Raw genomic sequence first — 14,394 nt, 5'->3', positions numbered from 1 at the left:
AAGGAAACGCAAACAATAAGTGCAACCCGCCATACTATTGAAAATTAAACCTCGTTTCATTTAATTTGTCATACACCATATGAGGAATTTAATTGCAAAAGTAATTTGCATACTTACTATTTCATTAACGTTTGGAACCGCCTACGGGCAAAGCGAGCCGTTTAAAAGTGAATTTTTAGCCCGTATAAATGCAGCCCGCAGTAAAGGCTGTAATTGCGGCAATACTTACTTTCCGCCGGCCCCTCCCCTCACCTGGAACAATAAACTATTTGATGCCGCTACAGGCCATGCAAAAGATATGGCAAGAAGCAATTATTTTAGTCACACCAGCAAAGATGGCCGAAGCATGGAGGATAGAGTGGTTTCTGCAGGATATAAATTTAAAGGCTTTAAAAGCTTCGCCATAGGCGAAAATATTGCCCAGGGACAGCAAAGTATAGCCGAAGTAATGGATGGATGGCTTAAAAGCGAAGGTCATTGCAAAAACCTCATGAACCGTGACTTTAAGGAGGTTGGTATAGCCGAATATAAAACCTATTGGGTACAGGATTTTGGCGGCCGAACCTCATTCACTGCCGAACAACAAAAGCTCATCAAATCTGGCAGATATAAGTTGATACAGAACTGATGAGTTGATGTGCAGATATGCAGATTTCAGATGTGCAGATTATTTGTCTGAACCGCGATTAAACAGATTCTTCAGATTTCCCTGATTCTTTTGTTAAACCCAATTCAGAAAAATACAAGTTTAAAAATCCGATAATTCAAAAAATCTGTTTAATCCCGGTTCAGATACACTATTCAATATCCCCCGTTTTAATCCTCCGTTCCATTACTTCGCGCCAGGTAGTTAAAATAAATCCTTGTTGTTTTAAAAATGCTTTTAAACGTGGATCGGTCATGGCCAGCAGGTCGCCTTTGCGTTTTTTGCCTGTGTCAGATATATAGTTAAAATTCGGTGTTGGATTGGTGCAATGCATAATCACCATAGTTAATCCCGGCGATAAACGCCCGATGCTTTCAATATAATGATCAGTGTACCATTTTTGAATTTCCTTATCTGTCATTTTATCAATATTGGGCATTTGCCAATCATAGCTTGAATTATGCAGATCATCCAAAACAGGCAAACCACCCTTCCAGATCAAGGCGCCAACGTTTTTAGCTTGCGCTAAGGCAGCAGGCTCGGCAATACCCATCCCTTCAGTGTATTTGCCTTGCTTTTTCAAATCGGCGATGGTAGCGGCTTTTGCTTCTGCGCGATAAAACAGGTCATCTCCACCGGGAAACATAACCGGGATCTGCTTTTCGATACCCAGTTTAATATACTTTTCCATGTAAGATGGCTTGGCGAAGAGTGTCCCCATGTGTGAGTCGAGGTGCGTAGGCACAAAGCCCATACTCAAAGCTCTATCCAGCTGCGCCCTTATCTCTTTATCAACCTCATCTGCCGATGCCTTGAAATACACCTCCACAACAGATGGCCATAAACAACCTTGCTTATCAGTAAGGCCGGGTACCGCGGCTTTACCGGCCAATGGCCCCCAGCGATAGTTATCCCACTCAGATGTTAGAGTTAAATGTAAGCCGGCGTCTGTACCGGGATGTTTATCCAGGTATTTTTTAAAATCGGGTACCCAGGCGCAAGGCATCATCACACTGGTTGATGTTGCTACGCCCTTATCAATCGCTGTCTCTACCCCATCGTTTGATTCGTGCGACATGCCAGCATCATCTACATGCAAAATAATTACGCGTGCTCCTTTGGGCCAACCAAGTTTTTCGGCATAGGTTTTAGTTTGCTGAGCATAACTTGCTAAACATGCAGCCATGGCTACAACAAACAGAATGAGTTTCTTCATTGTGATATAGGGCTTATAATTGGTTAATAAATATAGGGATATTGATTATTGATAACAACCACCGCGATATCTAAAAATGAATCTGCAATTACACTTAATTTACTATTTTTGAAATAATGCTTCCTCCCACTAACCACACCCTCGAAAAACTGGAGATGCTGCTTAAAGCAGCAGGTTACCGGGTGCGGTATGAAAAAGGGAACTTTAAAACAGGCGCCTGCCTGTTACTCAATAGCCGTATGGTAATAGTTAACCGTTTCTCGAACCTGGAAAGCAAAATATTAGCTCTTGTTGAACTTTTGCGCGAGCTGGAAGTAGATTTTAAACTGCTTGACGAAAAACAGATTGCATTTTTGCAAGATATTAAACAAACAAAACTGCAACTGTGACCATAACATTTTTAGGAACCGGAACTTCACAGGGCGTACCTGTTATTGCCTGCGAATGCGAGGTTTGTACCTCTGCAAACCCTTACGATAATCGCCTGCGCACATCTGTTTTAATTGAAGCCGAACGTAAAACCATCGTTATTGATTCCGGACCGGATTTTAGGTACCAAATGCTGCGCGCCGGTGTAAAGCACCTGGATGCTATTGTATTTACGCATGAGCATAAAGACCATATTGCCGGGATGGATGATATCCGTGCCTTCAATTACCGCCAAAATACACCGATTGATGTTTATGCCGACTTCCGTGTGCAGAGAGCTCTTATCCGCGAATTTCCTTATATTTTTGATGGCAATGGTTATCCCGGAGTGCCGCAGGTAACCGTACATCCTATAGGTTTAAATCCATTTTCTATCGGCAGCGTAACATTTACGCCTGTTGAGGTATTGCACTACCTGCTCCCTGTTATGGGCTTCAGGGTAAATGATTTTACCTATATTACTGATGCCAAAACTATATCAGAAGCAGAAAAACAAAAAATAAGAGGAAGTAAAATATTGGTAATAAACGCACTGCAAAAACAAACCCATATCTCGCATTTTACACTTGCCGAAGCTGTTGCCTTTGCACAGGAAATAGGCGCCGAACAAACTTACCTCACACATATTAGTCACCGCCTGGGTAAGCATGAGGATATTACAAAAGAGCTGCCTCCAAACATCCATTTGGCCTATGATGGCTTAAAGCTGACAATTTAATTCTTTAGCTTTTTTAGCATTATAAGGCTATATAACTTATCCTTTCTATAGCCCCCTTGTATTGGTTTAAATGGCCGGTATCATGAGCATCAACCCTCCCCTTTATAGTGACATGCTTGTCATTTATCTGGATAAATTGACCGTCATTATATTGAAACAGGCCTATTCGTGTACCCTCTAAATAAAGCGGGCAATCAGGGTTAAAATCTATCCAGATGGCTTGCGTAATTGAATGATCTGCAAAAAGGCTATCATTAAATAAGGCCGACTGCTCTGGTGCCTCAACATATTTGCCGGTGACCTCCACGTATTGCTTATCGTATTTTTTAAGGTGATTTACCAGCTCTGTAAAAGCAACGCGCTTGTAAACCGGTGAATAATCATCATTACAATCGCTTTTAAAAATCTTTTTACCGGGGTTGCAGCCAAATAACAATGCCATTAAAACAGCGGGGAGCAACATTTTGATCGAACATCTGGGCATCATCATCAATAAAAAAACAAAGTACATTCCTGAGCATGAATATACCCAAAACTAATATGCTTAAGTATTTGTAATGCAATTTATACAAAGCCACCTGCTTTAAATTCATATGATACACCTTTACTTATTCAACTCCCTTAGCACATTCCTGATATACGCGCCGGCAGATGTTAAATTAGCATCGGTCCAGCCGCCATATATGGGAGCATCTTTTTGTAAAATAGCGGTGGTTTCGTGTTTATCTGTAATGTTCCAATTGGCCCAACTGAGCTGGTTATCTTCTATCCATTTTAGCCAGGTTTGAGTTTTTTGCATATTAAATTCACCGTCGCCATTAGCCTCGCCAACACCCCATTCGGTGATGATGAGCGGTAACCCCAGCTTTATAGCTTTATCTGCCTTCGCACGCAATGTTTCCTGGTGATAGTTGTCGCTGGCATAAAAATGAAAGGAGTAAGCAATATTACTAAAACCGGTGATCGGATCGGCAGCGGCTATATCCACATCCTGATCCCAATTGGGGCTGCCCACCACAATTACATTATCTTTATCGTATTTACGAATAATGGGAATTACCTGCACGGCATAATCTTTAACAGTTTTCCAATCGGTTTTTGCCGGCTCGTTCCATATCTCATAAATTACATTGGGTACACCGGCATACTTTTTTGCCATTTGCTTAAAAAACTCTTTTGAATCTCTTAAATGCAGGTTGCCATGATGGTCGTGCCAGTCTATCAGCACATAAATACCCTCCCTTATAGCCTGGTCTACAGCATCTGTCACCAATTTTTGCTGCTCATCGGGCTGCTGCAAGTAACCGCCATCGGGCTCAACCCCCATTGCCACCCGGAGTATAGAGATCTTGAAATCACCGGCAAGCCAGCTAACTACCCCCGGATTATAATATTTACGCCCCTGCCACAAACTCCATGAAAGACTAATACCCCGCAGCTGTGGCGCTATCCCCTGTTGGTTTACCAATTTACCATCCTGCACCTTTAACGCGCCATTACGGGCTACAGGGCTTAAGTTTTGAGCAAATGTTGCCGTAGTAATGGCCAAAACCAATGGAATAATTAAAAGAAACCTCATCATTTTATATTTAGATGAGACAATGTAAATATTGAAAATTTATAAATGCCGATTTGTAATAATCGCATTATAATATGTTAAAATCCGACTCAATCAGCAGTTAATACCGCCATTATATGTTGTAACATTTTCAGGCTTATAGTTTTTAATTAGCTAAATATTTTGTTATTTGTAGAAGCTTTTTCAAAACCCGGTTATGCACAGAAGAAATTTCATTAAAACAGGCTCATTAGCAGGTTTAACCATATCAACTTTGGTTGCTGCATCATGCAGCCAGCCATCTACCGATAATAAAAAAACGGATACTACGGCAACCGACAGTAAAGATGACCTGTTTGAACTTTCGGAGGCTACGATAACGGATCTGCAGGAAAAAATGAAATCCAAACAATACACTTCGCGCCTGTTAACCGAGCTTTACCTGAAACGTATTGATGAAATTGATAAGAATGGCCCCAAACTTAACTCGGTTATCGAGATTAATAAGGATGCCCTCAGCATGGCCGATGCCATGGATAAAGAGCGCTCACAAGGCAAAGTACGCGGCCCGATGCACGGCATACCGGTACTGATAAAAGACAACATCAACACCGGCGATAATATGCATACTACCGCTGGTTCATTAGCACTGGGCGATAATTTTGCCAAACAGGATGCCTTTATAGTACATAAACTGCGCGAAGCCGGTGCCGTGTTATTGGGAAAAACCAATTTGAGCGAATGGGCCAACTTCCGGTCCACCCACTCTACCAGTGCATGGAGCAGTCGGGGAGGGCAAACCAAATGCCCATATATTCTTGATCGTAACCCCAGTGGCTCAAGTGCCGGATCAGGATCGGCGGTTGCAGCCAATTTGTGCACTATAGCCATCGGTACGGAAACAGATGGATCAATAGTATCGCCATCATCTGTGAACGGATTGGTGGGCATTAAACCTACTGTAGGCTTATGGAGCCGGACGGGGATTATCCCCATCTCCAAAACCCAGGACACCGCCGGACCAATGGCCCGCACCGTTAAAGATGCCGCCATATTCCTGGGAGCATTAGCGGGTATAGATGCACAGGATAGCTTTACCATTGGCAACAAGGGAAAAGCTGAAACAGACTACACTAAATTTTTGGATGCCGACGGCCTGCAGGGTAAACGCCTCGGGGTTGAAAAATCGGCATTGGAAGGCAACGCCGGCATGGTAGCTTTACTTAAAGATGCCATTAAAACCCTGGAAAGCAAAGGCGCTACGGTGGTTGAAATAGAGCTGAACAAAGAGTTGAAAGAAATTGGCAAAAATGAGTTTAACGTGTTGTTACATGAATTTAAAGATGGCCTTAACCAATATTTAAGTACAGCCAACGGGAAAGTTAAAACCCTTGCAGATGTAATTGCCTTTAACAAGCAGAACGAGGCCAAAGCCATGCCCTTTTTTAAGCAGGAAACGCTGGAACTTGCACAAGCCAAAGGTGGTTTGAACAGTAAAGAATATCTGGACGCTGTAAAACAAACCAACACTGGTACCCGCAAGGCTATCGATAAAATTCTCACTGATAATAAACTGGATGCCATTATTGGCCCAACCAATGGCCCCGCTGTTTGCATCGATCTGGTGAATGGGGATTATGATAATGGCTTCTCCTTTTCTGGCCCGGCGGCTATGGCGGGCTATCCCCATATCACTGTGCCTATGGGTTTGGTGCAAGGCTTGCCCATTGGTCTGTCATTCTTTAGCACTGCTTACAAAGAGGGGGATATTATTAAATTGGGATACGCTTATGAACAGGCCAGCAAAAAAAGGGTTAAGCCTTTGTTTAAGGTTGATTTATTAGGATAATTTTGAATGAATCAGAATTTTAAAAATTGTCTGTCTTTTTTGCAACTTAGCGCAACATAATTAAACCAACAAACCATGGAATTTGGCCGTGTATCCCCCGAAGAATTAGCTGTAACAGATTTTACATTGCCGCCTGATGCTGAATTAACGCTTAGCACACTTAAAGCTTCCAAAAGCAATGAACCTTTAAAGGTGCATGTGGGTTGTGCCAAGTGGGGCCGTAAAGAATGGGTTGGGCAGATCTATCCACCTAAAACCAAAGAGGCTAATTTTTTGGATGAATATGTAAAGCATTTTGATTGTATTGAACTGAACGCCACATTTTATAATGTTTACGGGGCGGATACTATTGGTAAATGGAAAGCCAAAGCCGATAGCAACCCCGATTTTAAGTTTTGCCCCAAGTTTTCGCAAAGCATCAGCCACATTAAAAGGCTAAAAAATGCGGATGAAATCACCACAAGCTATTATGAAGGCATTATGGCATTTGGCGAAAAACTGGGACCTTTGTTTTTGCAGCTGAGCGATAATTATACGCCTAAAAGCTTCCCGGAATTGAAAGCCTACCTGGAAACTTTACCCAAAGATGTACCTGTTTTTGTTGAGTTACGGCACAAGGAATGGTTTTCTGTTGCTGAAAACCGGGACAAGGTATTTCAACTTCTTCATGATCTTAATATCGGCGCGGTAATAACCGATGCTACCGGACGGCGCGATGTGGTACACATGACCTTGCCTACGCCCCACGCGTTTATCCGCTTTGTAGGTAATGGCCTGCATCCTTCTGATTACGCACGCGTAGATGAATGGGTTTCACGTATCAAAACCTGGCAACAATTGGGTTTAAGATCGGTATGGTTTTTAATGCACCAGCACGAAGAGGAATTTTCACCGAGACTTGCCGATTATGTGGTAGAAAAACTTAACCAAGAATTAGGCATGCAATTGAAACGGCCTCAATTTATTGAAACACAAAGCAGCCTATTTTAATTAGAAACCAGGCCCGATATAACGTTGATGCTTAGCGCCACGATGGCAGTGTTGAACGCAAAGGAGATCATCCCATGAATCCAGGCCAGGCGGCGGATCTGGCGCGACGAGATCTCCACATCAGATACCTGGAACGTCATCCCAATAACAAAGGAAAAATATACAAAATCAAGGTAATCCGGCTCCTTTTCATCGCCGGGAAACTCAAGGCCCCCTAAAGGTTTTTTCTTGTTATCGTCATCAGGATCAGTGGCATAAAACATGTGTGCGTAGCGCAGCGTAAAAATAGTATGCACCAGCACCCATGATACAATTACCGATGCCATACCCAGTAAAACGTGACCTGTTACTACAGCGGGTGACAACTGTTTGGAGGATTTTAGCAGGAAGAAAATAGCCAGCATACTAATCAAGGATGCTATGATAACAAACAAAAATATCAAGGTACGGCTGGAGTCTTCAATCTTCGCTATCCTGCGAATCTCCATAGGGTGAGAGGAAAGGATAATTACCCAGTCCATCAAAATAATCATTAAGGCAAAACCAATCCAGGTAACCAATACCAGGGCTGGCGCGCTAAACCGTCCCCAGGAAAAAAATAATGTACCTGCGCCTACACATAAGGAAACAAGTAAACGGTGATGAGCATCTATCCGTAACCATAACTTCGATTTTTTTTGAAGGCTTGCAGGCATATAGGTTTATACTATGGTAAGTATAAATGTAAATATGGAGATGAATTATGTAGAATTGATGAACTATAGAAAATTTAATCCTCCTCTTCCACAATCCAGGCCACACGGCCAACTTGCCCGTCATCCAGCTGAACCTTAATTCCGCGGGAATGGTAGGTTGCGCTGGTTAACAACCTTTTTACTATTCCCCGGGTAAGGGTGCCGTTACGCTGATCTTTTTTCAGGATAATATCTACTTCAAGCCCCTGGTATATGTCGCTTCTGTTTTGTCCGTTCATATGTTGTGATCTCACATTTAAAGTGATGGTTTCACCTATTTGTTTAAAAGAATATCGAGCGCCTTTTGTTTGGCCTCCTCATCAATTCCTACATAAGGCTTAATAGAGATCCACCTTTGTTTGATTGCATTTGGAAGATTATTTATAGATGGATCGTCATCAATAATAACATAGTTCTCGTAACCATTGTTATCAACCCAATCTTTAATTTCAGTCCCTCGATCCTGCATTTCAGCAAGCGATTGTTTTGTATTTAGTTTAGAGATATTGTTAATTTCTATACCTCTCAAACTAAAAATTTCGAGCCACCGTTCAACACTAAAACTAATTCTGTGGGTAGTAGTCAAAACTACAGCAGCATTTGTTGCCGCTAATATAAACGCCAAATTTTCAGCTGATCGTTTATTAAACAGCATAAAACCGTCAAGCCCCGTCTCCACCTTTTTCCAGGCCGGTTCAGTTACTAAAACGCCGTCTATATCCAACAGAATTACCATTCCTATCCTACCAACCCCTTTATCGCTCCTTCAACCTTTCCAAAATCAAAGTTTGATAACAGCTTGTTAAACGCGGCGGTGATATGTTCATTGCCCAGGTTACCTATACTGCCTTCGTGGGTGTGGTTAACTGTTTTATCGGGGTTAAAGTCGCCTTGCTCAATGGCCAGGCCCACTTGTTTGTAGGCATCACGGAACGGCGTGCCGCTGAGTACCATGCGGTTCACTTCCTCCACACTGAAGAGGTAAGCATACTTAGGATCCTTTAATATATCCACGTTCACCGTGATGTTTTGCAGCATAAAAGTGGCCATATGCAGGCAGCTCTTCAATTCGGCAAAAGCGGGGAACAGAAGTTCTTTAAGCAACTGCAGCTCGCGGTGATAGCCCGATGGCAGGTTGGTAGTCATCATGGCTACATCTGTTGGCAGGGCCTGCAGGCGGTTGCATTTACCACGCATAATTTCCCAAACATCGGGGTTCTTTTTGTGGGGCATAATGCTACTGCCTGTGGTCAGCGTATCGGGATAGCTTACAAAGGCAAAGTTTTGGCTCAGGTACAGCGCCTGGTCCATAGCCATTTTGGCAAGGGTGGCGGCTATAGATGAGAGCGCCTGCGCTATAATACGCTCGGTTTTACCTCTGCCCATCTGGGCGTATACTACATTATAATTAAGACTATCGAAACCCAATAACTCAGTGGTTAGGGTACGGTTAAGGGGGAACGACGAGCCATAACCGGCGGCCGAACCCAGCGGATTCTTATTAGTGATCTTATACGCCGCCAGCACCAGTTCCAGGTCATCGGCGAGGCTTTCGGCATAGGCGCCAAACCAGAGGCCAAATGATGATGGCATAGCTACCTGCAGGTGCGTATAGCCTGGCAACAATACATCCTTATGTTTTTCGCTCAGGGTTATCAGCTGGCGAAACAGGGTTTCGGTTTCTTCAACTACCTGTTGCAGCTGGTGGCGGAAAAACAGTTTCAGATCAACCAGCACCTGGTCGTTACGGGAACGGCCGGAGTGGATCTTTTTACCGGCGTCGCCAATGCGTTGGGTAAGCAGCATTTCTACCTGTGAGTGTACGTCCTCTACCCCATCTTCGATGGTGAAGTTGCCTGCCTCTATATCGGCATAAATGGCTTTCAGTTCGCGCTGTACAAGGTCAAGATCAGCAACATCCATCAGGCCGATGCTTTGCAGCATGCGGGTATGCGCCAGGGAACCCAGCACATCAAAAGCGGCCATTTCCTGGTCGAATTCACGGTCGCGGCCGACGGTAAAACTCTCGACCAGTTGATTAACATTAGTGGTTTTTTGCCATAACTTGCTCATAGTGCAAAGATGTGAAATTTAGTAGCAAGTAGTTAGTATCAAATAGCAAGATTTTAGGAGGGTTTTGTCATGGTAATTGATATTATTACCGGGAGTTCGCTTTTTGATAGGTGTACAGGTGTTGGCGGATTTGGCAAAAATTAGTTTATTGATAGCCAATCAATTAAGCGTTCGGTTATTTTTAGTCAAAATAAAAAACACACTGACTATCAGTGGTTTATAACTTTAAGAAATCAGTAGCCGAACACCTCCGAACAGTCCTATTGTGCTGACCCGAACACCCTAAAAAGTCAGCGCCAGTTGCCTTGGGAGGGCCGTTTGGGGGGCTGAATTTATTTTGTGGGAATGAAAGAGCATTGGCCCGCTCAGTTGCCGCGGGAGGGCTGTTACTTTTGTCTTGATACAAAAGTAACCAAAAAATCAAGTCAGCAGATAGGTTTCTTTGCCGCACAGGCCTCTGCCCTGCAAACCGGGCAGAACCACGGGCTGTTAAACCTTGCCTCCACTTTGTTCGCTTTAGGCCTGCCCTTCGGCAATGTTCACTATGCCCCTCCTGCGCACTATGCCACCAAGTTCTGCCCGCTTTCGCCCGAAACTTATCTGCTGACGGGAAGGGAAACAACAGCAATTCTCATTCTATTAATTCCGGTTCAGACAATTTCCACTGTGGCTGAAAACCTCGTAAAAAAATGTTTTAAACCCTCTTTCCACCGCAGGTGAAGAGAGGGTGGTCCAGCGAAGCGTAGACCGGGTGAGTCGTTGCCGGCATGCAACTACCCTATGCCTTAAAAAAACAGGCTCGACAGCACGTTACTGGCACTTGGCGCTTTAGGTTTAAGGCCTAAAAACTTGGAGTATTGCGCAACGGTAAGTATGGTTTTCAGTTTGCCCGATAAGCTGCTGATTAAACTTGATGATTTGCTGGCATAAGCAGTTTTATCAGTATTGGCCAAAGGCATAATATCGGCTTTGCTTTTCAAATAATCGGTAATGGTTGATGCTACCGAAGGTTTTTCAATCGCGGTGAGTGCCAATGCCGGTGTCAGCTTGCCCATAATGGCATCTTTTACACCGCCTATATTGCTCAGCGATGGTAGCGACGCTGTGCGTATTTTATTTGACGACGCGGCGCTTTGCACCTTTTTTAAAAAGCTTTGCGAAAAAGCTGCGCTGCTGGCAATGGTTAATGTTAGGGCTAAAACTAATTTTTTCATGGTAATGATCTTTTTTGATTGTAAACAAAAATATAAAAAGATGGATGAACGGGGGAAGGTTTTTTGGACTTTCGGATTTTTGGACGGTCGGACGGTCAGACTATCGGATTTTCGGATGTTTAGATGTTCGGACAAAGGACTATCGGACGTTCAGATTTTCGGACAAAAGACTAATAGCGTAAGAATTAACCCGGTTGAAGGTTTCCAAAAACCCTTGCTCCATTAGTCCTTTGTCTGAACGTCCGATAGTCCTTTGTCTGATAGTCCTTTGTCCGAAAGTCCGAACCTCCAATAGTCTGATAATCTGATAGTCCCCTCCTTATTGATGCAGTAAAAATATTTTCATAGCTTAGAACTTATAATCCTAAGCCAATGACTGTAAGATCAAAAAACAGGTTTTTCTTCTGGATAGAAAAAAACATCGCGATAGTGCTCACCACCATCACAACCGTTTTGGTTGCTTACTTAACCCTCCATGGCTCGTCGCTCGAAAAAATGGAAGACTACAAACACCAAACCCTAAAACAACGGCATGACGACTCCTTATTTACCATGGATTATAATTTTAAAAAAGCACAACTCATACAATCCTTCATGCCCTTTATCCTCAGTAAAGATTCAACAACGGTAAAACTGGCGCTGCTGAGTTTTTATACCATGGATACCACCTTTGCCATCAACACCGCAAACACATTAAATACGCAGGGTGCCCAAGGCGCTTTAAACACCATATTTTTGCGCAAATCCAAGGCGGTGGGTAAGTCGGCTGCCACTCCCGGCAATAGTGTGGCAGTGGCATCTCCCGGCAGTATTGCACTTTCCAACGCGTTCATTGAGCTCAACAGCGCCAAATTAAATCCTAATAACAGTCACAATCTGGTAGGCAAATATTTGAACACAGCCGGCGCTCCCACCGGCGCGCAATGGAGCGTGCCTTTTGTTATCTGGTGCTTTCAAACCAATCAAACAAAAATGCCCGATATAAAAACAAGTGATCTCACCACTTTTTACAAACAGCTGAAACAAAAAAATTATATTATCCCCCCTACCGACCATCCCCAACCCGGCGATATTGTTTTCTTTAATTTTCAGGAAAATAAGGGAGCCGAACAATGTGGTATAGTATCAAGCACCGATAACGACTACATCTATACCATTGAGGCTGATGTTAATGGCGAAGCAGTTTCATCACATATCAGGTATAAAGCAGATGCTATGGCCTTTGCCCGAATCAAGTGATTTTTTGGGACTTTTGGACTTTGGGATTTTTGGATGTTCAGACTATCGGACTTTCAGACCTTCGGATAAAGGATTTTTGGATAAAGGAACAAGGACTTTAAAAATCATTGCTCCAAACATGCCGCAAACCCTAAATCTGTTAATCCTTGCTCGGTTAGTCTTTTGTCTAAAAGTCCGAAAGTCCGATAGTCTGAAAATCCCTGTCTTCAGACCGGTAGCGCGGGTATAAAAATAAAAAAACTGGAACCCTGCCCAGAAATACTTTTAAAGCCTATACGGCCACCCTGGCGTTCAATAAATTCTTTGCATAGCAGCAGGCCCAAACCAACCCCTTTCTCGTTATTGGTGCCAAATGTCGGTTTGGCGTTGATAGAAAAAATATTTTCCTGTTTTTGCGGATCAATACCTTTACCATTATCGCTGACGGTTATTTTGCACTCCTGCTGTAGCAACGCTGCGTTTATGTTAATGATGCCACCGCTCGGCGTAAATTTTATGGCATTGCTTACCAAGTTGCGGACCACCAATTGCAGCATGTCTGTATCGGCTACAACCGTTATTCCTGGTTCAATATCATAGTTAAAAGTAATATCTTTTTTCTCTGCCTGGGTTTTCCCCATTTCAAGTGTGCTTGTTATGACCGCAAGCAGGTTTAATTTCAATAAGTTAACAGACGAACCTTCCATTTGCGATCTGGACCATTGCAGCAGGTTGGTTAGCATATCCATAGTGCTATTGGTAGCTTCAAGCAATTCGTTTTCCAGTACCCGGCGATGCTCATGATCCGGCTCATGGTCTTTTAGTAGTTCAAGATAGCCTTGTATGTGTATAAGGGGCGCCCTCACATCGTGCGAGATAATGGACATTAACTTATTCTTTTCGGCATCGCTTTGTTCCAGCTGATTTTTTTGCAATAAGATCTGTTGGTTGCGCACTTCAATGGCTAAGTTCTTTTCTTCGGTAATAGTTTTTTCCTTGTCGTAACTTTTCCTGATAAAATTGATGATAATGTAAATTGTTATCACGGGTAATGGGAATGCCGTAACCCTGTCTATCAGTTCGCCTTTCCCCGCACTAAAAGGATATTTAACCAACAATGGATACTGAAATGCTACCCAGTGCAGCACCAGGAAGGATACTAAATAAACCAGTAGCCAGTATATATGCTGCCGGTAGGGCGAAATGGCAAATACCAGCAGCAGGTAAGCCGGCCAAATTAAATCGGTTGAGCCGTTGATGCCCGAATTGGCAAAATAGTTTACCGAAAATACCAACACACCGGCTAGGCCAAATACAATACTGTTATGCGGCCGACCATGAAAACGGGAATAATAAAACTGGTACGCAAAAAAAAAGGCGAGGGTAAAACTTGATAATGAAGCAATGTACAGCCCTGCAAAAAAGTTATAAGGAACATACACCAGCGCTATTATAATTAACCCGATACTAATGGAGTGGAAGATCCGGCTCTCTAACGGGAAAGCCTGCCGGCTGCCAATCAGGCTAAACCATAGATTGTTTATTTTTTTTAGCATAGAGTACAGCTAATGTAAGGTAGCACTGTATATCGCCAAATATAAGATTTTTGGGATTTTTGGACGTTCGGATTTTTGGATAAAGGATTTTTGGATAAAGGAACAAGGATTTTAACAATACTTGTTCTAAAAATGACGTAAGCCGCCAATCCGGTCAATCCTTGCTCCATTAATCTTTTATCCGAAAGTCCTT

At 43.1% G+C, this 14,394-nt stretch carries 16 protein-coding genes; 7 read left to right on the top strand and 9 right to left on the bottom strand.

Annotation, left to right across the window (positions count from 1 at the left end; translation table 11 throughout):
- Positions 1-79 precede the first annotated feature (79 nt).
- Complete coding sequence (locus AC1D0K_RS29100; protein WP_477395545.1) at positions 80-628, top strand: CAP domain-containing protein; 549 nt, start codon at positions 80-82, stop codon at positions 626-628.
- A 169-nt stretch (positions 629-797) separates the two neighbouring features.
- Here the strand turns inward: AC1D0K_RS29100 and AC1D0K_RS29095 are convergent, their stop codons facing one another.
- On the bottom strand, positions 798-1,862 hold the full coding sequence (locus AC1D0K_RS29095; RefSeq protein WP_477395547.1) for a polysaccharide deacetylase family protein: 1,065 nt from the start codon (positions 1,860-1,862) through the stop codon (positions 798-800).
- Between the two features lie 116 nt (positions 1,863-1,978).
- Between AC1D0K_RS29095 and AC1D0K_RS29090 the strand changes: the two genes are divergently transcribed.
- Positions 1,979-2,251 (top strand): hypothetical protein, encoded by a 273-nt coding sequence (locus tag AC1D0K_RS29090; RefSeq protein ID WP_295712357.1) that lies wholly within the window; start codon positions 1,979-1,981, stop codon positions 2,249-2,251.
- Complete coding sequence (locus AC1D0K_RS29085; RefSeq protein ID WP_477395550.1) at positions 2,248-3,009, top strand: MBL fold metallo-hydrolase; 762 nt, start codon at positions 2,248-2,250, stop codon at positions 3,007-3,009. Before AC1D0K_RS29090 ends, AC1D0K_RS29085 begins: the two co-directional genes overlap by 4 nt.
- Positions 3,010-3,028: 19 nt before the next feature.
- Here AC1D0K_RS29085 and AC1D0K_RS29080 read toward each other — a convergent pair whose 3' ends face one another.
- Positions 3,029-3,451, bottom strand: coding sequence for a hypothetical protein (locus tag AC1D0K_RS29080; protein ID WP_477435631.1), 423 nt, complete (start codon positions 3,449-3,451; stop codon positions 3,029-3,031).
- 162 nt (positions 3,452-3,613) lie between these two features.
- Positions 3,614-4,591: a glycoside hydrolase family 5 protein gene (locus tag AC1D0K_RS29075; RefSeq protein ID WP_477395554.1), complete on the bottom strand. Its 978-nt coding sequence runs from the start codon at positions 4,589-4,591 to the stop codon at positions 3,614-3,616.
- 193 nt (positions 4,592-4,784) lie between these two features.
- On the opposite strand from AC1D0K_RS29075, the gene AC1D0K_RS29070 reads away from it, so the two are divergent.
- Both AC1D0K_RS29070 and AC1D0K_RS29065 read left to right on the top strand, forming a co-directional pair.
- Positions 4,785-6,416, top strand: a complete 1,632-nt coding sequence (locus AC1D0K_RS29070) for an amidase (RefSeq protein ID WP_477395556.1) — start codon at positions 4,785-4,787, stop codon at positions 6,414-6,416.
- Positions 6,417-6,491: 75 nt separating this feature from the next.
- Positions 6,492-7,406: a DUF72 domain-containing protein gene (locus tag AC1D0K_RS29065; protein ID WP_477443145.1), complete on the top strand. Its 915-nt coding sequence runs from the start codon at positions 6,492-6,494 to the stop codon at positions 7,404-7,406.
- Here AC1D0K_RS29065 and AC1D0K_RS29060 read toward each other — a convergent pair.
- The 4 genes from AC1D0K_RS29060 to argH all read right to left on the bottom strand — a co-directional run bounded on the left by AC1D0K_RS29060 (position 7,403) and on the right by argH (position 10,213).
- Complete coding sequence (locus tag AC1D0K_RS29060; RefSeq protein WP_477395560.1) at positions 7,403-8,101, bottom strand: DUF1345 domain-containing protein; 699 nt, start codon at positions 8,099-8,101, stop codon at positions 7,403-7,405. The genes AC1D0K_RS29065 and AC1D0K_RS29060 overlap by 4 nt on opposite strands.
- A gap of 74 nt (positions 8,102-8,175) precedes the next feature.
- Entirely contained in the window at positions 8,176-8,379 is a 204-nt protein-coding gene (locus AC1D0K_RS29055) for a YwbE family protein (protein WP_477395611.1), read from the bottom strand.
- A 35-nt stretch (positions 8,380-8,414) separates the two neighbouring features.
- Positions 8,415-8,864 (bottom strand): HAD domain-containing protein, encoded by a 450-nt coding sequence (locus tag AC1D0K_RS29050; RefSeq protein ID WP_477463141.1) that lies wholly within the window; start codon positions 8,862-8,864, stop codon positions 8,415-8,417.
- A 14-nt stretch (positions 8,865-8,878) separates the two neighbouring features.
- Positions 8,879-10,213 carry an argininosuccinate lyase gene (gene argH / locus AC1D0K_RS29045; protein ID WP_477395564.1) on the bottom strand — a complete coding sequence of 445 codons (1,335 nt, stop codon included), beginning with the start codon at positions 10,211-10,213 and terminating at the stop codon, positions 8,879-8,881.
- 345 nt (positions 10,214-10,558) lie between these two features.
- Here argH and AC1D0K_RS29040 point away from each other — a divergent pair, with 345 nt between their 5' ends.
- Positions 10,559-10,933 carry a hypothetical protein gene (locus AC1D0K_RS29040; RefSeq protein WP_477395566.1) on the top strand — a complete coding sequence of 125 codons (375 nt, stop codon included), beginning with the start codon at positions 10,559-10,561 and terminating at the stop codon, positions 10,931-10,933.
- A 65-nt stretch (positions 10,934-10,998) separates the two neighbouring features.
- On the opposite strand, the gene AC1D0K_RS29035 is transcribed toward AC1D0K_RS29040, so the two are convergent.
- On the bottom strand, positions 10,999-11,427 hold the full coding sequence (locus AC1D0K_RS29035) for a hypothetical protein (RefSeq protein ID WP_477395568.1): 429 nt from the start codon (positions 11,425-11,427) through the stop codon (positions 10,999-11,001).
- A gap of 372 nt (positions 11,428-11,799) precedes the next feature.
- Between AC1D0K_RS29035 and AC1D0K_RS29030 the strand changes: the two genes are divergently transcribed.
- Positions 11,800-12,666 carry a CHAP domain-containing protein gene (locus AC1D0K_RS29030; RefSeq protein ID WP_477395570.1) on the top strand — a complete coding sequence of 289 codons (867 nt, stop codon included), beginning with the start codon at positions 11,800-11,802 and terminating at the stop codon, positions 12,664-12,666.
- Between the two features lie 206 nt (positions 12,667-12,872).
- Here the strand turns inward: AC1D0K_RS29030 and AC1D0K_RS29025 are convergent, their stop codons facing one another.
- Complete coding sequence (locus AC1D0K_RS29025) at positions 12,873-14,201, bottom strand: HAMP domain-containing sensor histidine kinase (protein ID WP_477395571.1); 1,329 nt, start codon at positions 14,199-14,201, stop codon at positions 12,873-12,875.
- Positions 14,202-14,394: the final 193 nt, after the last annotated feature.

Source organism: Mucilaginibacter sp. P1_A3, from assembly GCF_056406855.1.
This window is presented reverse-complemented; position numbering and strand designations above follow the sequence as displayed.